This window comes from Micromonospora sp. CNZ322, from assembly GCF_007827755.1.
Genome location: NZ_VITD01000001.1, coordinates 459999 through 482288 on the forward strand (window position 1 = coordinate 459999; position 22290 = coordinate 482288).

At 72.3% G+C, this 22290-nt stretch carries 23 protein-coding genes and 1 tRNA gene; 7 read left to right on the forward strand and 17 right to left on the reverse strand.

Annotated features, from left to right (window positions below; translation table 11 throughout):
* Positions 1-83: 83 nt before the first annotated feature.
* Both FB453_RS02180 and FB453_RS02185 read right to left on the reverse strand, forming a co-directional pair.
* Positions 84-1427 (reverse strand): class I SAM-dependent methyltransferase, encoded by a 1344-nt coding sequence (locus FB453_RS02180; RefSeq protein WP_112736035.1) that lies wholly within the window; start codon positions 1425-1427, stop codon positions 84-86.
* Positions 1424-2821 (reverse strand): FAD-binding oxidoreductase, encoded by a 1398-nt coding sequence (locus FB453_RS02185; protein WP_145787129.1) that lies wholly within the window; start codon positions 2819-2821, stop codon positions 1424-1426. Before FB453_RS02185 ends, FB453_RS02180 begins: the two co-directional genes overlap by 4 nt.
* A gap of 93 nt (positions 2822-2914) precedes the next feature.
* Here FB453_RS02185 and FB453_RS02190 point away from each other — a divergent pair, with 93 nt between their 5' ends.
* Both FB453_RS02190 and FB453_RS02195 read left to right on the forward strand, forming a co-directional pair.
* Entirely contained in the window at positions 2915-3385 is a 471-nt protein-coding gene (locus tag FB453_RS02190; RefSeq protein ID WP_186718008.1) for a YbaK/EbsC family protein, read from the forward strand.
* A gap of 64 nt (positions 3386-3449) precedes the next feature.
* Positions 3450-4163 carry an RICIN domain-containing protein gene (locus FB453_RS02195; RefSeq protein ID WP_145787134.1) on the forward strand — a complete coding sequence of 238 codons (714 nt, stop codon included), beginning with the start codon at positions 3450-3452 and terminating at the stop codon, positions 4161-4163.
* A 19-nt stretch (positions 4164-4182) separates the two neighbouring features.
* Here the strand turns inward: FB453_RS02195 and FB453_RS02200 are convergent, their stop codons facing one another.
* The gene (locus FB453_RS02200) at positions 4183-5538 is read right to left on the reverse strand and encodes an MFS transporter (RefSeq protein ID WP_486480129.1); all 1356 of its coding nucleotides are present in this window, start codon (positions 5536-5538) and stop codon (positions 4183-4185) included.
* Positions 5539-5557: 19 nt separating this feature from the next.
* Here FB453_RS02200 and FB453_RS02205 point away from each other — a divergent pair, with 19 nt between their 5' ends.
* A complete protein-coding gene (locus tag FB453_RS02205; protein ID WP_486480130.1) occupies positions 5558-6547 on the forward strand; it encodes a GlxA family transcriptional regulator in 990 nt (329 codons plus the stop codon).
* A gap of 70 nt (positions 6548-6617) precedes the next feature.
* On the opposite strand, the gene FB453_RS02210 is transcribed toward FB453_RS02205, so the two are convergent.
* The 9 genes from FB453_RS02210 to FB453_RS02245 all read right to left on the reverse strand — a co-directional run bounded on the left by FB453_RS02210 (position 6618) and on the right by FB453_RS02245 (position 15166).
* Positions 6618-7082, reverse strand: a complete 465-nt coding sequence (locus FB453_RS02210) for a hypothetical protein (RefSeq protein WP_145787140.1) — start codon at positions 7080-7082, stop codon at positions 6618-6620.
* 28 nt (positions 7083-7110) lie between these two features.
* Positions 7111-9063, reverse strand: coding sequence for a VWA domain-containing protein (locus FB453_RS02215; RefSeq protein WP_145787142.1), 1953 nt, complete (start codon positions 9061-9063; stop codon positions 7111-7113).
* Between the two features lie 2 nt (positions 9064-9065).
* Positions 9066-10526 carry a magnesium chelatase ATPase subunit I gene (locus tag FB453_RS02220; protein WP_145787144.1) on the reverse strand — a complete coding sequence of 487 codons (1461 nt, stop codon included), beginning with the start codon at positions 10524-10526 and terminating at the stop codon, positions 9066-9068.
* 55 nt (positions 10527-10581) lie between these two features.
* On the reverse strand, positions 10582-10947 hold the full coding sequence (locus tag FB453_RS34750; RefSeq protein WP_486480131.1) for a hypothetical protein: 366 nt from the start codon (positions 10945-10947) through the stop codon (positions 10582-10584).
* Positions 10948-10952: 5 nt separating this feature from the next.
* Positions 10953-11660 (reverse strand): hypothetical protein, encoded by a 708-nt coding sequence (locus FB453_RS02225; RefSeq protein ID WP_486480132.1) that lies wholly within the window; start codon positions 11658-11660, stop codon positions 10953-10955.
* Between the two features lie 76 nt (positions 11661-11736).
* Positions 11737-12387: a response regulator transcription factor gene (locus tag FB453_RS02230; RefSeq protein ID WP_145787147.1), complete on the reverse strand. Its 651-nt coding sequence runs from the start codon at positions 12385-12387 to the stop codon at positions 11737-11739.
* Positions 12384-13628 carry a histidine kinase gene (locus FB453_RS02235; RefSeq protein WP_145787149.1) on the reverse strand — a complete coding sequence of 415 codons (1245 nt, stop codon included), beginning with the start codon at positions 13626-13628 and terminating at the stop codon, positions 12384-12386. Before FB453_RS02235 ends, FB453_RS02230 begins: the two co-directional genes overlap by 4 nt.
* A gap of 54 nt (positions 13629-13682) precedes the next feature.
* Positions 13683-14180 carry a hemerythrin domain-containing protein gene (locus FB453_RS02240; RefSeq protein ID WP_030331463.1) on the reverse strand — a complete coding sequence of 166 codons (498 nt, stop codon included), beginning with the start codon at positions 14178-14180 and terminating at the stop codon, positions 13683-13685.
* 5 nt (positions 14181-14185) lie between these two features.
* The gene (locus tag FB453_RS02245) at positions 14186-15166 is read right to left on the reverse strand and encodes an aldo/keto reductase (protein WP_145787151.1); all 981 of its coding nucleotides are present in this window, start codon (positions 15164-15166) and stop codon (positions 14186-14188) included.
* A gap of 70 nt (positions 15167-15236) precedes the next feature.
* On the opposite strand from FB453_RS02245, the gene mgrA reads away from it, so the two are divergent.
* Positions 15237-16232: an L-glyceraldehyde 3-phosphate reductase gene (mgrA, locus tag FB453_RS02250; protein ID WP_091393918.1), complete on the forward strand. Its 996-nt coding sequence runs from the start codon at positions 15237-15239 to the stop codon at positions 16230-16232.
* Between the two features lie 27 nt (positions 16233-16259).
* Here the strand turns inward: mgrA and FB453_RS02255 are convergent, their stop codons facing one another.
* On the reverse strand, positions 16260-17195 hold the full coding sequence (locus tag FB453_RS02255; RefSeq protein ID WP_145787153.1) for a lytic polysaccharide monooxygenase: 936 nt from the start codon (positions 17193-17195) through the stop codon (positions 16260-16262).
* A 124-nt stretch (positions 17196-17319) separates the two neighbouring features.
* Here FB453_RS02255 and FB453_RS02260 point away from each other — a divergent pair, with 124 nt between their 5' ends.
* Both FB453_RS02260 and FB453_RS02265 read left to right on the forward strand, forming a co-directional pair.
* Positions 17320-17442: a 50S ribosomal protein L36 gene (locus FB453_RS02260; RefSeq protein ID WP_030490864.1), complete on the forward strand. Its 123-nt coding sequence runs from the start codon at positions 17320-17322 to the stop codon at positions 17440-17442.
* Positions 17443-17572: 130 nt separating this feature from the next.
* Entirely contained in the window at positions 17573-17833 is a 261-nt protein-coding gene (locus tag FB453_RS02265; protein ID WP_112698679.1) for a YciI family protein, read from the forward strand.
* 119 nt (positions 17834-17952) lie between these two features.
* Here FB453_RS02265 and FB453_RS02270 read toward each other — a convergent pair.
* A tRNA-Ala gene (locus FB453_RS02270) sits at positions 17953-18025 on the reverse strand.
* Between the two features lie 88 nt (positions 18026-18113).
* Complete coding sequence (locus FB453_RS02275) at positions 18114-18704, reverse strand: YqgE/AlgH family protein (protein ID WP_112582369.1); 591 nt, start codon at positions 18702-18704, stop codon at positions 18114-18116.
* A 322-nt stretch (positions 18705-19026) separates the two neighbouring features.
* On the opposite strand from FB453_RS02275, the gene mdlC reads away from it, so the two are divergent.
* A complete protein-coding gene (gene mdlC / locus FB453_RS02280; RefSeq protein ID WP_145787155.1) occupies positions 19027-20622 on the forward strand; it encodes a benzoylformate decarboxylase in 1596 nt (531 codons plus the stop codon).
* Positions 20623-20628: 6 nt separating this feature from the next.
* On the opposite strand, the gene FB453_RS02285 is transcribed toward mdlC, so the two are convergent.
* Both FB453_RS02285 and FB453_RS02290 read right to left on the reverse strand, forming a co-directional pair.
* Positions 20629-21582, reverse strand: coding sequence for a hypothetical protein (locus FB453_RS02285; protein WP_112582372.1), 954 nt, complete (start codon positions 21580-21582; stop codon positions 20629-20631).
* Between the two features lie 45 nt (positions 21583-21627).
* A complete protein-coding gene (locus tag FB453_RS02290; protein WP_145787157.1) occupies positions 21628-22137 on the reverse strand; it encodes a hypothetical protein in 510 nt (169 codons plus the stop codon).
* Positions 22138-22290: the final 153 nt, after the last annotated feature.

Genomic DNA, 22290 nt, shown 5'->3' on the forward strand with positions numbered 1-22290 from the left:
CGTACAAAACTTATTTGTCAATCGCTTCGCGAGAAGCCGCGCCGACTTTTTCGACGCGGCTTCAGGCGGCGGTCAGCAGGTGATCAGGGCAACCAGTCCGGTCGCAGCGGGTAGCCGCTCACGCCGTTCGGGCCGTTGTGGGTGGCCAACACCTGGTGCAGCTGGATGCCGTTGCGTTCGAAGGCCATCCGCGACCCGGCCATGTAGAGCCCCCACACCCGGGCGGTGCCCGCGCCCACCTCCGACACGCAGAAGTCCCAGTGCTCGACCAGGTTGCGACACCAGGCGGCCAACGTCAGCGCGTAGTGCTGGCGCAGGTTCTCCTCGTGGTGCACCTCGAACCCGGCATCGTGCACCTCACTGATCAACCGGCCCGGACCGGCCAGCTCACCGTCCGGGAAGACGTACCGGTCGATGAACGCGCCCGAGCGGTGCGGCGCCCGGTTGTCCGCGCGGGTGATGCAGTGGTTGAGCAGTCGCCCGCCCTGCCGCAGCCGACTGCGCAGCGACCCGAAGTAGGCCGGGTAGTTGCGCACTCCGATGTGCTCGGTCAACCCGATCGAGGAGATGGCGTCGAACTGCTCGGCCGGCGCGTCCCGGTAGTCGAGGTATCGCACCTCCGCCAGCTCGGTCAACCCCTCCCGCTCGATCGCGGCCTGCGCCCACTGCGCCTGCGCCTTCGACAGGGTCACCCCGAGCGCCTTGACGCCGTACTCGCGGGCGGCGTGGCGCACCATGCCACCCCAGCCGCACCCGACATCCAGCAGTCGCATCCCCTTCTTCAGCGCCAGCTTGCCGGCGACCAGGTCGTACTTCGCCGCCTGGGCCTGTTCCAGCGTGTCGTCGGGAGACCGGAAAACCGCGCAGGTGTACGTCATCGACGGGCCGAGCACCTTCTCGTAGAAGGCGTTGGAGACGTCGTAGTGGTGCGAGATGGCGGTGCTGTCACGCACCCGCGAGTGCCGCAGCCCGTTCATCACCCGCTTCCAGCGGGGGTGCGCCTCCTGCGGCGGTGCCGGTGGCGGCATCAGCCGCTCCCAGCCCAGCCCACGGACCAGCGCCAGCCCCTCGGCCAGCGACGGTGGGCGTAACCGCAGCTCGTCCTTGAGCACCCGCAACGCCTCGTACGGGTCACCCGGGTGCACGCCCTGCAACGCCAGGTCACCACTGACGTACGCCCGGGCCATGCCCAGGTCGCCGGGTGCGGTGAGCAGGTACGACAGCCCACGCTCGGAATGGATCGCCAGGGTGATGCCGGCGTCGGACGGGCCGACGGCGCTGCCGTCGTACCCGGTGATCCGCACCGGCAACGGCCCCGTGGTGACCGCGCGGATGACATCCGCGACGGTCGGACCCGTGTGCCGGCCCCCCGCCGGTGGGGTGGCGGGGACGCTCGCCGCCCCCTGATCTCTGTCGGTCAGGCTCATGCTCGTGCTACCGCCTTTTCGTACAGTCCCGTCAGCCGGTGGTCCGGGTCGTAGCGGTCTTTCACCGCGCGCCACGTGTCGCCGCCGTAGAGGCGATCGAAGGCGTCCCGGTCGTAGTACGCGTCGGAGTAGAGCGACTTGTGCCCGCCCGACTCCGACACCCTGCGTTCGATCGTGCGGTTGACGTCGCCGTCGGCGGCGCCCGGCGCGATCGGCACGCTCCCCCAGAACCCGATGTTGACGTAGTCCTGCCCGGGCCGCAGCGGATACAGCGGCCAGGACCGCGCCGAACCGGGCCCCGCCGGCTCACGCAGTCGCAACGGACACAGCCACACCGGGTTCATTCCCACAGCGCCGGCGAACCAGCGCAGGAAGTCGGCCGTACGGTCCAGCGGGATCTCCACGTCCTGCACGACCCGCTCCCGGGCCGGTTGCCCGCGCAGCCGGTCGATCCGGGACGCCACCTGGTGGCGGTGCTCCAGCCGGACCAGTCGGTGGTAGAAGTCGCTGCGCCGGTAACGCGCCGGCCAGAGCCTGCGCACGACCGGGTGCTGCGCGCCGAACGCCGACGAGCACCAGAACCAGTCGGTGTCCCAGCGCCACAGATAGTCGTACGCGGTGAGCACGTCGCGGGTGCGCTGGCGCAGCGACCGGTAGTAGATCGCCTGACCGGTGTAGTCGCTGGGCGGGCCGGCCGCGTCGGTGAACGTGGCGAAGACCAGGTACGCCTCGCCGGGGCTGAACATCACCCCGTCCATCGCGTCCACCGGCTCGCCGGCCCAGGACCGGGTGGCGGTCACCTCCGCGATCGCGTCGGTCAGCGCCTCCAGTTGGGTGAACCGGACGTTGCGCAACGACACGTACCGGCCGACCGGTTGCAGCTCGATGCGCAGCCGGGTGGCGTAGCCGAGGCTGCCCAGCGAGTTGGGGAACGCGGTGAACAGGTCGGCGTGCTCGCCGTCGGGTCGGGCGGTGATGATCTCGCCGGAGCCGGTGAGCACGTCCAGCTCCTGGACGGACTCGTGCGGCAGGCCGTTGCGGAACGAGGTCGACTCGATCCCGAGGCCGGTGACCGCGCCGCCCAGCGTGATGGTGCGCAACTGCGGCACCACAAGCGGCATCAGGCCGTGCGGCAGCGTCGCGTCGACCATGTCCTCGTAGGTGCACATGCCCTGCACGTCGGCGGTGCGGCCGGCCGGGTCGACCGACAGCACGCCGTTCAGGCCACTCACGTCGAGCCCCGGAGTCCGGGGAGCGGACCGGGGGCGAAACAGGTTGGAGGTGCGTTTGGCCAGCCGGACAGGCTCGCCCGTGGGCACCGCGGCGTACGACCGCCGCAGCGTGTCCACCGCTTGATCATGGTCAATCGGTTGATTCACACGCTCAGCGCGCATGTGATCACCTTACGCTCGCCGTTTATAAACCGTGGGATGTCGGCGGTGGCAGTTTCCCGTCCGGTGCCAGGCCCGGCGGCTACCGTGGCGGGCATGCCATCGCCAGCGATCACCGCCCTGGACGCCGCCCAACTGCCGTATCGGCTGGTCAGGCACGGTGCGGTCGGCAGTCTCGCGGAGGCAGCCGCCGTCCGCGGTGTGGCCGTTCCCGACGTGGTCAAGACGATCGTGGTTCGCCGTGGTGAAGACGATCACCTGTTCGTGCTCACCCCCGGCGACCGGGTCATCTCCTGGCCCAAGCTGCGCGCAATGCTCGGGGTGCACCGACTCTCCATGCCGGACGCGGCGGGCGCCCTGGCCGCCACCGGCTACGAACGCGGCACCATCACCCCGTTCGGCGCGAGCACGGCCTGGCCGGTGGTCGCCGACGAGCGACTGCGCGGCCGGGAGATCACCCTGGGAGCCGGCGAGCGCGGTCTCGCCATCGCGATCGACGCCGACGCCGCGATCGCCGCCCTCGACGCCACAGTCGCCGACGTCACCGACCCGCAGCCCACCCGCTGAGCCTCACCGACCCCCGCACCACCGGGCTGGCTCCGGCGCGACGTCGTGGGTGAGGATGGCGCGTATGTCAGCGCCCGAGGAACGCCCCGACCCCGCCGGCACCGTCTACGGCGGTCACCGGGCACCGCGCTCCGGGCCGCTGGCCGATCCGTTGCTGCGGGTCGCGGTGGCGGTCGGGGCCGTCGGCGTACTCCTGGGGGTCGTCTTCGCCACCGGGCTGCTCGACGGTGACGACGAGCCGTCGGTGCCGGCGTCGGTCGGTACGCCGTCCAGTGCGGCGCAGCCCAGCGAGCCGGCCGGCGAGCCGAGCCCTACCGCACCGGCCGAGCCGTCACCGACCCCGTCGGCCAGCACGCCGGCCGCCCCGCCCACCGGGCCCCGGGTGCTGCGCGCCGCCTCGGGCCTCTGCCTGGGCCTCGACGGTGACGGTAAGGAGGCCGAGGCCGAGTTGGCCGTGTGCACCGGCGCCCCGGAGCAGCAGTGGGTGGTCAGCCCGGCCGGCACGGGCGTACTGACGTTGACCAACGCCGCGTACGGGCAGTGCCTCGACGTCGAGGGTGGCAGTCGGGACGACGGCGCGCGGTTGCTCCAGTTCCCCTGCCACGGTGGGGCCAACCAGCAGTGGCGGTTCGGCGGGACCGGCACCAGCGCGGTGCTGCTCATCGCCGCGCACAGCAACAAGTGCGCCCAGGCCGACGACGACGCCGTCGAGGCCGGCGATGACATCCGGCAGCGACAGTGCGACGGCCGGCCGGCCCAGCAGTGGACAGTGAGCTGACCGGCCGACGCGTCGCGGTTCAGCCCCGGAAGCTCCACGCCCTGGGGGCGGTCGCGGCGACCAGCACGGCCTCCGGCACTCCTCGGCCCGGTCGGCGGCGCAGCAGCAACGACAGCCCGGCGGCGCCGATCGACAGCGCGCCCGCCACGTACCAGGCCATCGCGTAGTCGCCCAGCCGGTCCCGGACCAGCCCCGCGCCGGTCGCGGCGACCGCCGCGCCGAGCTGATGCGCGGCGAACACCCAGCCGAACACCACCGCTGCGGCGCCACCGAAGTACTCCCGGCACAGCGCCACCGTCGGCGGCACTGTGGCCACCCAGTCCAGGCCGTAGAAGACGATGAACACCAGCATGCTCGGCTCGGCGGTGCCGGAGAAGAGGCTCGGCAGCACCAGCAGGGACAACCCGCGCAGCGCGTAGTACATGCCGAGCAGCAACCGGCTGTCCACCCGGTCGGTGAGCCAGCCGGACGCGATCGTGCCGACGATGTCGAAGAGCCCCACCAGGGCGAGCAACCCGGCCGCGGTGGTCTGAGCCATGCCGTGGTCGTGCGCGGCCGGCACGAAGTGCGTACCGACCAGGCCGTTGGTGGTCGCCCCGCAGATCGCGAAACCTCCGGCCAGCAGCCAGAACGGTCGGGTCCGGGCCGCGGTGGCCAGCGCGCCGAGCGCCCGGGTCGCCGCGCCGCCGGTCGCCGGCGGCGCCGGGACGACCTCGGTCGCCCCGTAGGCGGGCAGGCCGAGATCCGCCGGGTGCTCGCGCAGCAGCCACACCACCAGGGGTACGACCGCCAGCGCCGCTCCGGCCACCACGAGTGCGGCGCTACGCCAGCCGTGGTCGCGTACCAGGATGGCGACCAGTGGCAGGAACACCAGTTGCCCGGCCGCCCCGCCGGCGGTCAGCACCCCGGTGACCAGGCCCCGTCGGTGCACGAACCAACGGCCGGTGACGGTGGCCACGAACGCCAGCGCCATCGAGCCGGTGCCCAGCCCCACCAGCACACCCCAGCAGAGCAGGAGCTGCCAGCTGGCGGTCATGAAGACCGTCAACCCGCTGCCCGCGGCGACCAGCAGCAACGCCACCGAGACCACCCGGCGGATGCCGAACCGGTCCATCAGGGCGGCGGCGAACGGCGCGGTGAGCCCGTAGAGCAGAAGATTGACCGAGACGGCCGCGGAGATCGTGGCCAGCGGCCAGTCGAACTCCTCGTGCAGCGGGTGCAGCAGCACCGACGGGGTGGCGCGGAAGCCGGCCGCGCCGACCAGCGCCACGAAGGCGACGGCGGCGACCAGCCAGGCGGGATGCAGACGGCGGTTCTTGGTCACGGGACAAGTCTGAGCCGGGCCACACACCTCGACGAGTGGCCGGAAAGCCATCATGCGCAATAATCGGGCCATGAGCGCTGGCCCGCACCGGATCGCCGTACTCGCCCTGCACCAGGTGGTCGGCCTGGACCTCGGCACCCCGTCCCAGGTCTTCAGCACGGCCCGGGCCGCCGACGGGACACCCTTCTACGACGTCCGGGTGTGCACCCCGGGCGGGCGGCCGGTGCGCAGTACCGCCGGCTTTCAGGTGGTCCCCGACCACGGTCTGGAGCTGCTCGACACAGCGGAAACGGTGATCGTCCCGGGCATCCACGACGGCACCGCGTTGACAGCGGGCACCGTCGAGCCGGAGGTGACCGAGGCGCTGCGCGCGGCGTACGAGCGGGGTGCTCGGATCATGTCGATCTGCACCGGAGCGTTCGTGCTCGCCGCCGCCGGGCTCCTCGACGGGCGGCGGGCGACCACCCACTGGGCGTACACCGAGCGGTTCCGCCGCCTACACGACCGGGTGGACCTCGATCCGGGCGTGCTCTTCATCGCCGACGACCGGGTGCTCACCTCGGCCGGAGTCGCCGCCGGCATCGACCTCTGCCTGCACGTCATCCGCCTCGACCACGGCAGCGAGGTGGCCAACCGGGCGGCCCGCCGCTGCGTGATGCCACCGTGGCGCGACGGCGGTCAGGCGCAGTACATCGAGCAGCCGGTGCCGAAGGCGACCGACACCAGCACGGCGGGAGCCCGGGAGTGGGCGCGGCAGCGGCTGCACGAACCGATCGCGCTGCGCGACCTGGCCGAGCAGGCGCGGATGAGCGTGCGCACCTTCACCCGACGCTTCCGGTCAGAGACCGGCCTGAGCCCGGCCCAGTGGCTGCTGCAACAGCGCACCGACCACGCGAGACTGCTGCTGGAGACGACCGACCTCACCGTCGACCAGATCGCCCACCGCTGCGGTTTCGGCACCACCGCCGCCCTACGCCAGCAACTCCACCAACGCATCGGAGTGGCCCCCTCCACCTACCGCCGCACCTTCCACCCCCGCCCCGAGCTGGTCGAAAGCTGATCCGACGCCTGCCGGAGGCATCACTGCGATGAGCGATATACCTGTGGGCCCATGCCGGAGGCCGGCACTCTCACGCGCGGAGCAGGTGCAGTTGGGACTGGTGCTTGGGCAGGTGCACCCGGGTGTGCAGGTCCAGGGTTCGGGACCAGGGCAGTGGCTCGTCGACGATGAGGTCGAAGCCCTCGCGTAGGTGCGTCTCGACCGGGGTCTCCGCTGCCAGGCCGAGCTGGTCGACCAGCCCGCACAGCCGGTCGCTGGTGCCGTGCAGCAGCGCGGTCAGGCCACGCAGACCACCCTGCTCGGCGGCGAGCGCGTCGAGCTGCGGGCGGTGCATGTCCTCCGCCAACTCGTAGTAGGCGAACGGCGACCCGGCCAGCAACGCCTCGGTGGCCTGGATCATCAGCTCGTCGTTGGCGACCAGATGCGCGACGATCTGCTCGGCACTGAGCTGCCCCTCCGGAGCCGGACCGAACCCGCCAGCGTCGACCTCTGCGAACAGGGCACCGTAAGCCCGCCGCAATCCCCCGCTCTCCATCCCCCCAGTCAACCCGCCGCAGCGGGAGTTAGCGGCGGGATTGGCGGGAGCGGAGGTAGTCGCTGACCACGTACTCGCCCAGGTCGTCGGTGTCCGGGGTGAACATGCGGCCCCGGCTGCGGCGGGCCACCGCGTCGACGAAGCGGCGCAGGCCCGGGTCGTCGCCGAGCATGAACAGGTTGAGCGTGGCACCGTAACGGCTCAGCCGGTCCACCTCGCGGACCGTCGCCTCGATCGTTTCCGGCAGCGGCGGCCAGTGGAACAGCGCCTCCCCGTCGTCCGGGTCCAGGTGGGCGGTCGGCTCCCCGTCGGTGACCACCAGCACGATCGGCTCCGCGTCCGGGTGTCGGCGCAGGTGCCGGCCCGCCAACCGCAGCGCGTGCTGGAGGTTGGTGCCCTGCTCCATGTCCGGCTCCACGGCCGCCAACTCCTGCTGGGTGAGCGTCATCGCCTCCCGGCCGAAGCCCACGATCTGCAGGGCGTCCTGTGGAAAGCGGGTCTCCATCAGGTGTGCCAGCGCCAGCGCCGTCTGCTTCATCGGCCCCCAACGACCCTGAGAGATCATCGAGTACGACAGGTCGACGCAGAGCACCACAGCGGCCGAAGCGCGCCTCTCGGTCTCCACCACCTCGAAGTCGTCCACCACGAGCTGCACCGGGACCGTCGGCCCGGCCCGACTGACCGCCCGGGTCAACGTGCGGACCACGTCCAACGGTTGCTCATCGCCGTACTGCCAGGGCCTGGACGCGCCGCTGACCTCGCCCGCCGCACCGGCCGAGCGCAGGTCGTGCTGGCCGCGTGGCCCGGCGGTCAGCTCCGCGAAGACCTGCCGCAGCGCGGTCCCGCCGAGCCGGCGCAGCGCCTTCGGGCTCAGTGTGAGCCCCTCCGCGTCCCGGCTGACCCAACCCTGGCGGCGCAGCTCCCGCTCCAGATCGCGCAGCCGGCGAACGTCATCGGCCGCGTCCCGGCCCAACGTGCGCGCCACCGCGTCGACGTCCACGTCGTCGAGGGTCGCCCCCGGGTGTTCCTGGTCGAGCTGGTCCAGCAGGTCGTCCAGGTCGCCGATCTCACCCAGCGCGCCGGCCGCGTCGGCGTAGTCCAGCGGCTGGTCGCCGCGGACCCGCTCACCCCGCCCCCAACGCAGATCGGGTCGCAGCGCGCGCAGGTTCGCGTCGAGCGCTGACAACTCCCCCGCGAGGCGGGCGCCGAGCGACTGCTGCATGAGGCCGGCCAGCTCGGCGCGCTGCCGCTCGGATAGCGAGTTCATCAGCCGCTCACCGGCCGCCGCCCGGCGGGCCAGCACGTCGATCAACTCGTCGACGCTCTCCGGCTTCTCCGGGAAGAAGTCGCCATGTCGGCGCATGAACTCGGCGAACGCGTCGGTGGTGTCCTCCGCGCGACCGTGCCGGGCGAGCAGGTCGTTCAGGTCGCCCATCATCTCGGCGAGCCGCTGCTGGGCGGCCGGATCGGCGGAGGCGCGCACCGCGTCGCGCAGCCCGGCGAAGCGCTGACCGAGCACGTCGTCGCGGAGTTGGTCGAGGATCTGCTGGTACGAGCGGCGGGCGTCGTCGCTGGCCCACTGGTAGCCGGAAAGCTCCTCCACCGCCCGCGCCGTCGAGCGCGGCAGATTGTCCAGCACCGCCTCGGCGAACCGCGCGGCGTCGTCGTCGCGACCCCGCAGCTCGTCCCGCTCGGCGGCGAGGGCCTGGTCGAGCAGGGCCTGGGCCCGGGTCACCGCCCCGTCCAGGTCGCCCCTGCGCAGCGCCTCCCGGCGCAGCCGCCGAGCCCGGGCCGCCAGGTCGTCCAGACCACCCCGTCCCTGCGGGCCACGGCGCAGCAGGTCACGCAGCGCCTCCCGCAGGCTGCCGCCGGCCAGCACCTCGGCACCGACCGCGTCCACCGCCTCACGCACGTCGTACGGGGGTGCGAGCGGGTCGGGCCCGCCGTTCCACTGCCCGTAACGGAACCGGTTGCCGGCCATGGTCAGCCCCGGCCGCCGTAGACGGTGCGCCCCGAGTCGGTGACGTCCTTGCCGAGCCGGCGGGTCAGGTGCAGCCCTTCCAGCACGAACTCGACGGCGGCGGCAGCCTCCTCGGAGGTGGGCGCGTCGCCCAGGTCGAGCCGGTCCAGAACCTTCGCCAACCCGGGTACGGTGCCGACCTGGCGCAGCAGCTCGGCTGCGCTGACCAACTCGCCAGTCTCGATGGCGGCGCCGTCCTCGACCAGGGCGGTGAACCCGGACAGGTCCAGCCCGGCCAGGTGGGCCCGGAACGTCTCGGCGGTCGCGGTACGCAGCAGGTGCGCGAGGATCTCGGTCTCCCGGCCCTCCTCGCCGCTCTCGAACTCGACCTTGCCGCGCAGCGTGCTGGTCACCGACACCGCGTCACCGACGCGGGCGACGGCGGCCTCGGGGCGTCCGTCCGGCGTGTCGGACGCGGCGAGCAGACCGGCGCGACGCAGCGCGGCACCGGCGACCGTCTCGGCGGCGGCGATGGCGAATCGGGCGGAGACACCGGAGCGCGGGTCCACCGACGGCGACTCCCGCACGGCGCGGGCGAAGCGGGCCAGCACCTCCAGGACGTGCTCCGGCACCTCGGCGACCAGGTCGGCCTCCTGGCGGATCAGCGCCAGCTCCAACTCCAGGTCGACCGGGTAGTGGGTGCGGATCTCCGCGCCGAACCGGTCCTTGAGTGGGGTGATGATCCGGCCCCGGTTGGTGTAGTCCTCCGGGTTGGCGCTGGCCACCAGGAGCAGGTCCAGTGGCAGGCGCAGCTGGTAGCCGCGGACCTGGATGTCCCGTTCCTCAAGCACGTTGAGCAGCGCCACCTGGATGCGTTCGGCCAGGTCGGGCAGCTCGTTGACGGCGAAGATGCCCCGGTTGGTGCGCGGCACCAACCCGAAGTGGATGGTCTCCGGGTCACCGAGGGTACGACCCTGGGCGATCCGGATCGGGTCGACGTCACCGATCAGGTCGCCGACGCTGGTGTCCGGGGTGGCCAACTTCTCGCCGTACCGCATCGAGCGGTGCAGCCAGCCGATCGGCAGCTCGTCGCCGGCCTCGGCCACCTGGGCGCGGGACGCCGGGGTGAGCGGGTGCATCGGGTGCTCGTTGAGCACCGAGCCGGGCAGAACGGGGGTCCACTCGTCGAGCAACGCGCCCAGCGAGCGGATCAGCCGGGTCTTGCCCTGGCCGCGCTCGCCGAGCAGCACCATGTCGTGCCCGGCGAGCAGGGCCCGCTCGACCTCGGGCAGCACTGTGTCGTCGTAGCCGACGATGCCGGGGAAACGGGTCTCGCCGGAGCGCATCCGGGCGAGGAGGTTGTCGCGGAGTTCCTGCTTGACGGTGCGGTACTGGTGACCGGCCGCCCGTAGCGCGCCGAGCGTGCCGGGCAGGTCGGCCGGTGGAACCGGGATTACCGGGGTAGGCGCAGTCACCCGACCCACGCTAGCTCACCTTCGCAGGGGTGCCCCTGGCATCAGAGGGCACCCCCGCTCCCGCTCAGCCCCGGTCGCACCGCTGGCAGGTGCCGCGGCGGCGCAGGTGGTACGCGTAGGTGGCCGCGCCGAGCGCCACGCCCCACACCGGCCAGAGCAGCATCGGCGCCCCGGTAATGCTGAGCCCGCCGGTGAGTTCCCAGAACTTCGGGTTGCTGAGCAGCCCCAGCGAGGCCGCGGTCACGGAGATGGCGACCAGGGTGGCCGGCACCACGGCCAGCTTCACCGGCACCCGCAGGCCGGCGAGCCCGAGCATCCAGCGCGGGAACCGCTCGCCCCAACGTTGCACCAGGCCGAGAGTGAGGATCGCGCCGACGGTGGCGAACGCGGCCAGCCCGAACCCGGCCCAGACCAGCCCGCTGTCCTGCATCTCGGTCAGGAACTCGCGGGAGATACCCAGCGGGAAGCCGGCCGCCCACAGGCGAACCGGGTCAACGCGTACGTGAATGGGATGGCCGCGGCGATGCCGGCGGCCCACCGGCCCCAGCGGCTGGCGCCGGCCGGGGTGGTCCACCGCTGCCCGGTCTCGGCGCGGCCGCAGCCGACGCAGGCCCTGGCGGTACGCCGCTGCCAGGTGAGCACCGCCCCGACCAGCAGCAGCCCGCCGGCCAGCGCCGCGAACCGGCCGAACAGCGCCCAGTTGAAGACGTCGGAGTAGTCGATCGGTGGCCAGCCGAACGGCGCCCCGACGATCAGTATCGGCAGGTAGCCGAGAACGATCAGCACTCGGACATCCGGCACGACCAGGACGAGCACGAACGCGACCGCCCAGCCGTAGCCGGCGAGCAGAGCCCGCAGCGGGCCGGGTGGCCGCGCCGCCGGGCGGCTCATCGCCAGGGCGGCCACCGCGGCGGTGAGCAGCACGCCGGCGAAGAGCGGGGTGGCCACCTCCACCGGCACCAGGCGGAGCAGGCTGACGTCGCCGCCGTGGGGGTCGTTCGGGCCGAACGGGTAGCCGGCGCCGGTGAGCGTGCCGATCAGGGCGAGCACGCCCCACAGGCCGAGCCAACCGGCGGCCAGTGGGGCGAGCCGGTCCGGCCAGCGGGAGTCGGTACGGGGCGGGGAGGCAGTGATCGTTGTCATGCTCTCAGCCTCGGCGGACAGCCGCCGGATTCCCTCCCGGCCGGCGGTGAACCCGCTCCCCCGGTGGAGGGACCGATCAGCCGGACGGGGTGACGAAGCCGGACTCGTAGGCGGCGATGACCGCCTGCGTACGGTCGCGGACGCCCAGCTTGGCCAGCACGTTGCCGACGTGCGTCTTGACCGTCTCCACCCCGACCACCAGGTGCGCGGCGATCTCCGGGTTGGACCGGCCGGTGGTCATCAACCGCAGCACCTCGGCCTCGCGTTCGGTGAGCCGGGCGGCGCTCAACCGGTCGCCGCCCGTCGGCCCGTACGCGCCGACCAGTTGGCGGATCGCAGCTGGGAAGAGCAGTGACTCGCCGGCCGCGACCACCCGGACCGCCTCCACCACCTCGGCGGGCCGGGCCCGTTTGAGCAGGAACCCCGAGGCGCCGGCGCGCAGCGCCTCGTAGACGTACTCGTCGTTGGCGAAGGTGGTGACCACCAGCACCCGGGGCGGGTCGGCGGAGGTGGCCAGCAGGTGCCGGGTGGCCTGGATGCCGTCGATGCCGGGCATCCGCACGTCCATCAGCACCACGTCGGGCCGGTGCCGGGCGACCAGCGGCGGCACCTCGGCGCCGTCCGCGGCCTCGGCGAGCACGTGCAGGTCGGGTTGGGCGTCGATGATGGCCCGCAGCCCGATGCGGATCAGCTCGTCGTCGTCGACGATGAGTACCCCAGTGGTCATCGGGTCTCCTCGTAGGGCAGGCGGGCTCGGATCAGCCACCGGTCGCCGTCCGGGCCCACTGTGATCCGGCCGCCGAGCAGCAGCACCCGCTCCCGCATGCCGTCCAGGCCTCGACCGCCGCGCCCCCGCTGGCCTCTGTCGGGGTGGCGCACCGCGTTGACCAGCTCCAGCTCCAGCGCGTCGCTGTGCAGGTCCAGGCGTACCGTCACCGGCCCGTGGCCGTGCCGGGCCGCGTTGGTCAGTCCTTCCTGGACGATCCGGTAGCCCTCCCTGGAGACCACAGCCGGCACCCGGGTCGGGTCGCCGGCACGTTGCGCGTGCACGGCCAGGCCGGCCGCGCGGGCGTCGGTGACCAACCGGTCCAGGTCGGCGAGGGTACGCTGCGGCGCCACCACGGGCCGGTCGCGTCCGTTCTCCCGGAGCAGCCCGAGCACGTGGTCGAGGTCGTCCATCGCGGTCCGCCCGACGTCCTCGATGGCGGTGAGCGCCCGCCGGACGAACTCCGGGTCGGTGTCGAGGACCTCGCGGGCGGCCCCGGCCTGGAGGGTGGCCACTGTCAGCGCGTGACCGACCGAGTCGTGCAGCTCCCGGGCCAGCCGGTTGCGTTCGGCGAGCCGGGCGGCCCGTGCTTCGAGAGCGGCGATCCGCTCCGCCTGAGCCGGCCCGAGCAGGACCGGCGCCATGGATCCGGCGAGCGCGCCGAGCCCGGCGACGGCGTAGCCGAGGCCGACCAGCAGGAGCACCCCGGTCACTGTCAGCCAGCCGCTGTCCTGCCCGTCCAGTGGCCCGAACTGTTCCCGGCTGGTCAGCTCGGTGCCAATGCCGAACTGTTGGGCGATGAACGCCAGCGCCATCGGCAGGGCGCTGAACAGCGCGATCATCACCAGGGCGCCGACGATGAGGTGGGTGGCGATCCAGAGAGCGCTACGCAGCCGGGTCTCCCGGTCGCCGTGATGCCCGGGCGCGGGTTCGGGCAGGTCGACGCCGAGCAGCGCCCGGACGGCGGCGATCTCCAAGGCCCGGCTGCCGTCCACCAGCAACGGGACGACGGCGATCAGCACGGCGATGACCAGTAGGACGTAGACCAGTGGGCGCGGGATCGCCGAGTCGGCGAGCAGTTGCGCGAAGGTCACCGCGAGCAGCCCGTACGGCAGCGCCAGCACGCCGCCGAGCAGCAGGAACACGCCGCGTCGCCAGGTGGTGCCGGCGACCAGCGGGGCCAGCGCCGCTCGGAGGGTCACCTCGTCATTCTGCTGCCCGGACGGTGCCGGCAACTCCCCCGTGCCGGGGAGATCTCAGCGGTGGTCGGCGACGTACTGCTGCGGGTCCTTGTCGCGGAACGGAAGGTTGCGACCGTTCTTGTGCTCGCCGTAGAAGGTCAGCCAGCGTTGGCCCAGCTCGGCGCGGAGTTCGGTGCTGGCGTGCCGGCGGAAGTCGGGCAGCGCCTCGTCCTCCTCTTCGGCGAGGTGTTCGCTGTTCTCCCGGCGGGCTGTGCCGACCGCCTCCCACCACTGATCCGAGCCGACCGGGTGCAGTTTCGCCTCGGCGATGGCGTCGCGGATCTTGTTGTGGTCGCCGATCGCGTCGGCGGTCTCGTCCTCGCCGTCGTCGCCGTGCTTGACCAGGTGCGGGTAGAGGATCGCCTCTTCCGCCTCGGCGTGGATGTCCAGGTGCAGGGCGAGGGCGTCCCAGATGGCGAGCATCTCCTGCTCGTCGCGGGCGTCGTCGAGGCGGGCGAAGCCACGCCGGAAGGCGGCGTGATCGTCCAGGATCAGCGCGGTGATGTCGTCCACTGTGCTCACTTTCCGGTTGGTTTGCCGATCCGGGCACGCAGCATCGCCGGCATCGCGGCGAGTCCGGTGATCGGGCGGAAGCGTTTCGCGGCCTCGGCCAGCGCCGTGTACTCGTCCTCAGCGAGGTCGATGTCGGCGGCGGCGGCGTTGCGTTCCATCTGCTCGACCCCGGACGCCCCGGGGATGGCGAGCACGTTCGGGTGGCGCAGCAGGTAGGCCAGCGCGATCTGGCTGGGGGTGGCGTCGTGGGCGTCAGCGACCTGGCGCACTGTGTCGATCAGGGCCGCGCCGCGCTCCAGGTTCTCCGGCAGGAAGTACGGGTTGGTGCGCCGGACCGCACCGGTCGGCGGGTTCCTGGCGTCGTAGCGGCCGGAGAGGAAGCCCTGCGCCAGCGGGCTGTACGCGATGACCACCCGCCCGGCCTGCCGTGCGTACGGCAGCAGGTCCTGCTCGGGTGCACGGTCCAGCATGCTGTAGCGGACCTGGTTGCTGAGCACCCGCCGGCCGAGCGCCGCTTCGGCGACCTGCCAGCGGCGCAGCCCGTAGTTGCTCACGCCGACCTCGCCGACGAGCCCGACGTCCTGCAGGGTCCGCATGCCGCGCATTGTGGTGTGGTCGGCGACCAGCGGGTTGGGCTGGTGCACCTGGTAGAGGTCGATGCTGGTGACGCCGAGCCGGGCCGCCGAGGCGACCGCCCGTTGCTGCACCACAGCTGCCACCGGCAGCACCGGCAGGATCTTGCTGGCGACCACGACCTTCGGCCGGTCGTCGCCGAGGGCCGCGCCGAGGATGCGTTCGCTGCGCCCGAAGCCGTAGATCTCCGCGCTGTCGAAGACCGTCACGCCCAACTCCACGGCCCGTCGGACGATCTGCGCCGCCTGCTTCTCGAAGTCCGGGCCGTACCCCCATTCCCGGGAGCCGAACTGCCAGGTGCCCAACCCGATCTTGGACAGCGGTTTCGGGGTGTCGAGCGCAATGAAACGCATGGCGTCGAAACTACCCCGATGTCCCGGTTTCCACGCCCGATCCGCACCAGGCTGAGCCGGAGCTAGGCTCATGATCGTGACTTACCTCGCCGCGGATGACCGCTACGACACCATGACCTACCGGCGCAGCGGACGCAGTGGCCTGCGGCTGCCCGCCGTCTCGCTCGGGCTGTGGCACAACTTCGGTCCGGACCGCCCGTTCGAACGGCAGCGCGACATCGTGCGCCGCGCCTTCGACCTGGGTGTCACCCACTTCGACCTGGCCAACAACTACGGCCCACCGCCCGGTTCGGCAGAGGAGAACTTCGGCCGGATGCTCGCCACCGACCTGAAGCCGTACCGGGATGAGCTGGTCATCTCCAGCAAGGCCGGGTACCTGATGTGGCCCGGCCCGTACGGCGAGTGGGGCTCGCGCAAGAATTTGATCTCCTCGCTGGACCAGTCGCTGGGCCGGATGGGGCTGGACTACGTCGACATCTTCTACTCGCACCGGTTCGACCCGGACACCCCGCTTGAGGAAACGATGGGGGCGCTCGACGCCATCGTCCGCTCCGGCAAGGCGCTCTACGTCGGCATCTCGAACTACAACTCGGAGCAGACCACGCGGGCCGCCGCCATCCTGCGCGAGCTGGGTACGCCGCTGCTGATCAACCAGCCGTCGTACTCGATGCTCAACCGCTGGACCGAGTCCGACGGCCTGCTCGACACGCTGGAGCAGGTCGGTGCGGGCTGCATCGCGTACAGCCCGTTGGCCCAGGGCCTGCTGACCGACCGTTACCTGGGCGGCATCCCGGCCGACTCGCGGGTTCGCACCAGCGTCTTCCTCAACGAGAGCGACCTCAGCGAGGAGAAGATGGCCACCATCCGTGGGCTCGGCGCGGTCGCCGAGCGGCGCGGGCAGTCCCTCGCTCAGCTCGCGTTGGCCTGGGCGCTGCGTGACCCGCGGATGACCAGCCTGATCATCGGGGCGAGCAGCGTCGAGCAGTTGGAGACGAACATCGCCGCGCTGGACAACCTTGACTTCACCGCCGACGAGTTGGCCGAGATCGAGCGCCACCTGGGCTGAACGCCGTCGGCTCCCGGGCGGGTCGGATCACCAGATCCGGCGCCGCCCGGCCCGGTGGTTGCGCACCTCGCACTGCCGGCCCACCGGTGCGGCGGCGCTGCGACGTCGCCGTCCGGCACCGATCAGCAGCAGCGCCAGGACCAGCACGGCGGCGGCACCGGCCAGCATCGGCCACCGGCCACCGAGGTTGGTCACCGACGCCACCGGCACGCCCGGGTCGGCCGCCGCCACCGCCGGCTCGGTGGTGGCCGGCCCACTCGCAGCGGTACGCGGCGCAGCCGGCGCGCTCTTCGTCGCGCCAGCTTTCGCCGGGGTGGCGGTGGCCGTGGCACCGGCGACCTTGGCAGCACGGAACACCACGTCGGAGCAGGAGTAGTAGGTGTCCGGGGTGTTGGAGTTCTGCCAGATCGTGTAGATCAGGTGTCGGCCGCTGCGGCCCGCCGGCAGCCTGCCCGCCAACTGGTACGCCCCGGCCCGCACCGGCGGGTCGGTCAGCGTCAGAAACGGGCGCGATTCCAGATCCCCCCAGGTCAGCTTCTTGCGGGGGTCGTAGTCGGGCGTGGTGACGTAGAGCCGGAAGGTGCCCCGGTGCTCGATGGTGGTCCGGTACCGGAAGGTGAACTTTGCGCCGGCGGTCAGCGTGGTGCTGGGCCAGTCCGTGCGAGGCAGGTCCAATCCCCGGTACGCGGACAGCCCGCCGCTGCACAGCTCACCGTCCGGGATCCTTTCCCGATCTCGCCCATTGATCGTGGAAACGCGCACGTTGTCCCATTCGCGCACCGCCGCGCCGGCCTGGATCGCCGCCCGGCAGGCGCTGGTGGCCGCGTACCGCCCCTCGGGGCCGCAGGCCGCCGCGCGACTGATCGGGTCGGTCGGGGCGCCGTGGGCGGCGGCGGGCGTGGCGCCCACGGGCAGGGTCGCGGCAGCGACCAGCACCGTGGCGAGGAGCCGGCGTACGGGCATGAGGATGACCTCCAGCCACTGGTACGGCCGGGAGACGGCAAAGGTTCGACGCTGACCGGCCGGGAATCCTGCGGGTGGGTGTGGCGTTTCGATACTCGGAACCGCTTGCACCGAGGAGGCAGAGATGAAGGTACGTAGCTCGTTGCGTGCACTGAAGCAGAAGCCGGGTTCGGTGGTGGTCCGCCGTCGCGGCCGGGTGGTCGTGGTGAACCGCGCCAACCCGCAGTGGAAGAGCCGTCAGGGCTGATTTAGCCCTTACCGGACATCTAGTCGCCAACGCCCTGACCGGGTCATCCGGTCGGGGCGTTTTGCGTGCTGAAGCGGTTCGGCGGATCGACTAGGGTGCTTCGAAAGGTCGCCCCGATGAGGAGGAACCGGTGTTCATCTTGGAGCTGTCCTTCGGCGACGAACCCGACCGGCTCGCCGCCCGGCCGGCGCACCGGGAGCGCCTCCAGGCTCTGCACCAGGAGGGCCGGCTGGTCATGGCCGGGCCGTTCGCCGACGACTCCGGAGCACTGCTGATCTTCGACGTCCCCGACGCCGAAGCGTTCGCCACGATCGTCGCCGAGGACCCCTATTACCGAACCCCCGGGGTGACGATCGCCAGCCAGCGGGAGTGGTCACCGATCGTTCGTTAGCCAGGGCTTCGACAATGTCCTGGCTGCCACTGTCCGGGTGGCCGGCTGACTGCGGCGGGACCGCCAGCAACAGCAGAACGCCCTGGTCGGATTATCCCGACCAGGGCGTTTCTCAAGGGTGGAGCCGAGGGGACTCGAACCCCTGACCCCCACACTGCCAGTGTGGTGCGCTACCAGCTGCGCCACGGCCCCTTGCTGTCGTCCCGGTCGCCCGGGCACTGGGAAACTATACACAGACCGGCCCGCATGGTCATCTCGCGGGGTCCCCCGCCGGGCCGGGTCAGTTGAGCGCCACGTCCGGCGGGAAGTGCGCGACTGCGGCCATCATCCCGCCCTGCCGGCGCAGCACCATCGGCCACAGGTCGTCGGGCCGGTCGACGAAGGCATCCCCGGGCAGCCCGTCCAGCACGAACCAGGATCCGTCGGCGATCTCCTGCTCCAACTGGCCGCTGCCCCAGCCGGAGTAGCCGGCGAAGACCCGGATGCCGCCGATGCTCTCCCGCAGCCGCTCCGGGTCGACCGAGAGGTCGATCGTGCCGACCGCCCCGGAAACCTGGTGAAAGCCCTTCACCCGGCGCATCGGGTGCCGCATCCGGGCGAGGCAGATGGCCGAGTCGGGCTGCACCGGGCCACCCTCGAAGAGCACCGCCGGGTGGCGGGCCAGGTCACTCCAGTCGCCGAGCACCTCGGCCACCGGCACCTCGGTGGCCCGGTTCAGCACCACGCCGAGCGCGCCGCCCGGCTCGTGGGCGACCAGCAGCACGACCGTACGGTCGAAGTTCGGGTCCTTGAGCGCCGGAGTCGCGACCAGCAGTCGCCCGGTCATCGACTCCATCGCTCGTCCGCCGATCGCCTGGCCCTCTCCCTGCATGCCACACACCCGTCAACCGTGAGCCCGCGCCGGGGGCCGGTCATCGACCGGATCCGCCCGCCGCATCGGGTTCAGCCGCCCTGTCAACGCCATGCCTGGCACCATAGCCTGCGTGCTGGGTGCTGGCTAAGGTCTGACCGGCGGGTGATCGGACAGTTAAGACGAAGGGCCGACGCACCCGACGGTGGACCTCCCGATGATCGACCGATCGCGGCCACCGACGGCCGAGAAACGCCCGAAACGTCCGTCACATCCCGATAGATTCGGCTGATCGGGAGGGCGACCGCGGTTGCCCCTGCCCGCGACACGGAGGCGGGTGGCGATGGCAACTGTCCGGGACGCGACGTACGACGTGCTCCGCACCCTCGGTATGACCACTGTCTTCGGTAACCCCGGCTCCACCGAGGAGCCGTTCCTCCAGGACTTCCCGGCCGACTTCCACTACGTCCACGCGCTGCAGGAGGCGACGGCCGTCGCGATGGCCGACGGCTACGCACAGGCCAGCGGGGTGCCCGCCCACGTCAACCTGCACACCGCACCGGGCACCGGCAACGGCATGGGCAACCTGGTCACCGCCTGGCACAACAAGACCCCGCTGATCGTCACCGCCGGCCAGCAGACCCGGGAGATGCTGCTCCTGGAACCCCGGCTGGCCAGCCGCCGACCCACTGAGCTTCCGCAGCCCTACGTGAAGTGGGCCTACGAGCCGGCCCGGCCGCAGGACATCCCCGCGGCGATGCTGCGGGCGTACGCGACGGCGGTGCAGCCACCGGCCGGGCCGGTCTTCCTCTCCCTGCCGATGGACGACTGGGCCCAGCCAGCCGACCCGCCGCCCGCGCAGCGAACGGTGGCCACCCGGTTCGCGCCGGACCCCGAGCGGTTGGAGGAGTTCGTCCGGGTGCTGGCCGGCAGCCGCAACCCCGCGCTCGTGTACGGGCCGGGTGTGGACCGCTCCGCGAGCTGGCCGACAGCGGTCGCGCTGGCGGAGCGGCTCGCCGCGCCGGTCTGGTCGGCACCCGCCCCCGAGCGGGCGGTGTTCCCCGAGGACCACCCGCACTTTCGCGGCGTGCTGCCGTACGCGATCGGTCCGCTCGCCGAGGCACTGCGCGGGCACGACACGGTGCTGGTCGTCGGCGCCCCGGTGTTCCGCTACTACCCGTACGTGCCGGGCGGGCACCTGCCCGACGGCGCTCGACTGCTGCACATCACGGACGACCCCGACGAGGCAGCGCGAGCCCCGGTCGGTGACAGTCTGCTCAGCGACCCGGGGCTGGCCCTGGCCGCGCTGGTCGAACGGGTGCCGCCGAGCGACCGGCCCGCACCCACGCGACGGGACGCACCGCCACCGCCGGAGGTCGGCACCCCACTGAGCGCCGACGCCATGTTCGCCGCGCTGGCCGCACACTGGCCGACCGACGGCGTACTGGTCCAGGAGTCACCATCCAACCTGTCCGCGCTGCGTCGTCAGCTGCGGATCACCCGCCCGGCGTCGTACTTCACGATGGCCAGCGGCGGCCTCGGCTACGGCCTGCCGGCGGCGATCGGCATCGCACTGGCTGAGCGGGACACCGGGCGCGCTCGCCCGGTGGTGGCGGTGATCGGCGACGGCTCCTTCCACTACTCGGTGCAGGCGCTCTGGACGGCCGCGCGCCTGGCACTACCGGTGGTGGTCGTCGTCCCGGTCAACCAGCAGTACGCGATCCTCAAGGCGTTCGCCGAGCTGAAGCACACTCCCGGTGTGCCCGGCCTGGACCTGCCGGGGTTGGACGTCATCGCGATCGCGGCCGGCTACGGCTGTGCCACGCAGGTGGTGGAGGCCCCCGATCAGCTCGGCGCGGCGCTCTCCGCCGGGCTGCGCGCCGACCGGCCCACTGTGTTGCCGGTGCCGATCAGCACCGACGTGCCCAGCATCCTCTGAGCCGAGTCAGCGCGGTGCGATCGCCAGCGGGGCACCGGTGAAGACGTCCAGCACCGGCCGGCTGCCCAGCGGCGCCGCGAGGGTCACGGTGACCGGCTCCAGTTTCAGCAGGGCGATACATTCGCCGGTGGCCCGGGTGACGCCGCCACCGACCACCACGACGTCCGGCCGTTCCCACACCAACGGTGTGATCCCGGTGTCGCACGCGCCGACGCCGAGCCGCACGGTCAGCCGGGCGTCGTCGACGGCGGCCAGGTTCTGGGCCGCCACCAACCCGTCCGGCAGTGGCCGGGCCGGCGTGGTCGGCTCGGGGACGGGGGTGACCGCCGTCGGCGCGACGGCGAGCCGGACCACCGGGGTGGCCAGCTCCTTGATGGTGAACAGCCAGGCCGGGACCTGTGCCACGCCCCGGCTCGTGCGCACCGGCACGGCACCGAACGTGACAGCGGTGACGGTGAGCGGAAGACAGGCGGTCTGCGTGCTGCTCGTGCTCCACCCGTCGGGCCCCGGTTCGACTGTGGGGCCGCCGGGGGTGGGGCGCCCAGGCCGCTTCGGCCGCCCCGGGCAGGGCAGTGGGTCACCCTGGTCGAGCTGCCGGTACGCCTCGGCGGCGCTGACCAACGGCAGCGTCAGCCGCCCGTCCGGGAATTGGATCTCGCCGCCGACCCGGGTGGGCGGTATCCCGACCTGCGCGCGGTACCACCCGGCCCGGAAGGCCGCCTCGGTCTCGGGGGTGAAACCCGGGTCACCGGTGAGCACTGTCGGCCCCTCCAACGGCACGTAGCCCGTGCGCCAGTCGGGGCCGGGCCGCCACGCCTCGGCGACCTGAGCGGCCCGCCGGTCGAACGCCTCCGCCCCGTGCGTCGGGCCGGGCGGGCCGTCGGCCGGGCCGGCGTCGGTCGCGGCACAGCCCGTCAAGAGCAGCAACGGGAGTACGAGCAGCAGGGCAGGCCGATTCATGTACGGTTCGACGCCTCCGCCGACCGGCCGGTTCCCGCCCTGGGCTCAGGTCTCGCCACCCAGATCCGTCTGGTACGCCTCCCAGAGCAGGTCGGCGCCGCGCCGGCGATGCCGGGCCAACCGCCGCAGCAGGTGCCCGGCCCGGTGTCGCAGCTCATCGGGGTGCGACTCGGGCCGCTCAGCGATCTGCTGAACCGCCAGGATCGCGGCGACGATCGCCACGTGCTCCCGGGTCAGCAGCCGCACGCCGTGGTCCAGTCGCGGTGACTGGGTGAGCAACTCCCGGTAGAGGCCGGTGGGGCCTTCGGTGACCCGGACGTGCTCGGCGAAGCCCTGGCGCACCGGACGCAGCCGAAGGAGAACCTCTTCGCGCCAGCACGGCTCGGTGCTGGCGACGGCGACGGCCCGGCCGAGGGCGTGCACGTCACCGGCGAGGCCGGCCGGGCGCGGCGCGCCGGGTAGACCGCTGGAATGTGGATCGGCGGGGAGCCCCGCCGGATGCGCGACGCGCGGTCGGGCGACGAGTGACGGCTGCTGGACCGGACCGGTGACCATGGCACCTCCCGCGCGGCGGCGCTGCTACCCCATACCGCGATGGTGAGGCCGCCCGGCCCGCCCTGTCCAGGGCCCTGAGCCGTCTCATCTGCCCCGTTGGACCCAGCGACCCCACCAGCCACGTTGGTGGCCCTGGAGCGCCGCACAGGCCTC

What these genes read in the sequence shown, in the direction of transcription:
- mgrA (WP_091393918.1), top strand. Translation starts at nt 15,237, where the DNA reads ATGATCGTGACTTACCTCGCCGCGGATGACCGCTACGACACCATGACC.
- FB453_RS02190 (WP_186718008.1), top strand. Translation starts at nt 2,915, where the DNA reads ATGCCATCGCCAGCGATCACCGCCCTGGACGCCGCCCAACTGCCGTAT.
- FB453_RS02230 (WP_145787147.1), bottom strand. Translation starts at nt 12,387, where the DNA reads ATGACCACTGGGGTACTCATCGTCGACGACGACGAGCTGATCCGCATC.
- FB453_RS02215 (WP_145787142.1), bottom strand. Translation starts at nt 9,063, where the DNA reads ATGGCCGGCAACCGGTTCCGTTACGGGCAGTGGAACGGCGGGCCCGAC.
- FB453_RS02285 (WP_112582372.1), bottom strand. Translation starts at nt 21,582, where the DNA reads ATGAATCGGCCTGCCCTGCTGCTCGTACTCCCGTTGCTGCTCTTGACG.
- FB453_RS02275 (WP_112582369.1), bottom strand. Translation starts at nt 18,704, where the DNA reads ATGCAGGGAGAGGGCCAGGCGATCGGCGGACGAGCGATGGAGTCGATG.
- FB453_RS02260 (WP_030490864.1), top strand. Translation starts at nt 17,320, where the DNA reads ATGAAGGTACGTAGCTCGTTGCGTGCACTGAAGCAGAAGCCGGGTTCG.
- FB453_RS02290 (WP_145787157.1), bottom strand. Translation starts at nt 22,137, where the DNA reads ATGGTCACCGGTCCGGTCCAGCAGCCGTCACTCGTCGCCCGACCGCGC.
- FB453_RS02200 (WP_486480129.1), bottom strand. Translation starts at nt 5,538, where the DNA reads ATGGCTTTCCGGCCACTCGTCGAGGTGTGTGGCCCGGCTCAGACTTGT.
- FB453_RS02210 (WP_145787140.1), bottom strand. Translation starts at nt 7,082, where the DNA reads ATGGAGAGCGGGGGATTGCGGCGGGCTTACGGTGCCCTGTTCGCAGAG.
- FB453_RS34750 (WP_486480131.1), bottom strand. Translation starts at nt 10,947, where the DNA reads ATGCAGGACAGCGGGCTGGTCTGGGCCGGGTTCGGGCTGGCCGCGTTC.
- FB453_RS02225 (WP_486480132.1), bottom strand. Translation starts at nt 11,660, where the DNA reads ATGACAACGATCACTGCCTCCCCGCCCCGTACCGACTCCCGCTGGCCG.
- FB453_RS02195 (WP_145787134.1), top strand. Translation starts at nt 3,450, where the DNA reads ATGTCAGCGCCCGAGGAACGCCCCGACCCCGCCGGCACCGTCTACGGC.
- FB453_RS02255 (WP_145787153.1), bottom strand. Translation starts at nt 17,195, where the DNA reads ATGCCCGTACGCCGGCTCCTCGCCACGGTGCTGGTCGCTGCCGCGACC.
- FB453_RS02205 (WP_486480130.1), top strand. Translation starts at nt 5,558, where the DNA reads ATGAGCGCTGGCCCGCACCGGATCGCCGTACTCGCCCTGCACCAGGTG.
- mdlC (WP_145787155.1), top strand. Translation starts at nt 19,027, where the DNA reads ATGGCAACTGTCCGGGACGCGACGTACGACGTGCTCCGCACCCTCGGT.
- FB453_RS02245 (WP_145787151.1), bottom strand. Translation starts at nt 15,166, where the DNA reads ATGCGTTTCATTGCGCTCGACACCCCGAAACCGCTGTCCAAGATCGGG.
- FB453_RS02180 (WP_112736035.1), bottom strand. Translation starts at nt 1,427, where the DNA reads ATGAGCCTGACCGACAGAGATCAGGGGGCGGCGAGCGTCCCCGCCACC.
- FB453_RS02185 (WP_145787129.1), bottom strand. Translation starts at nt 2,821, where the DNA reads ATGCGCGCTGAGCGTGTGAATCAACCGATTGACCATGATCAAGCGGTG.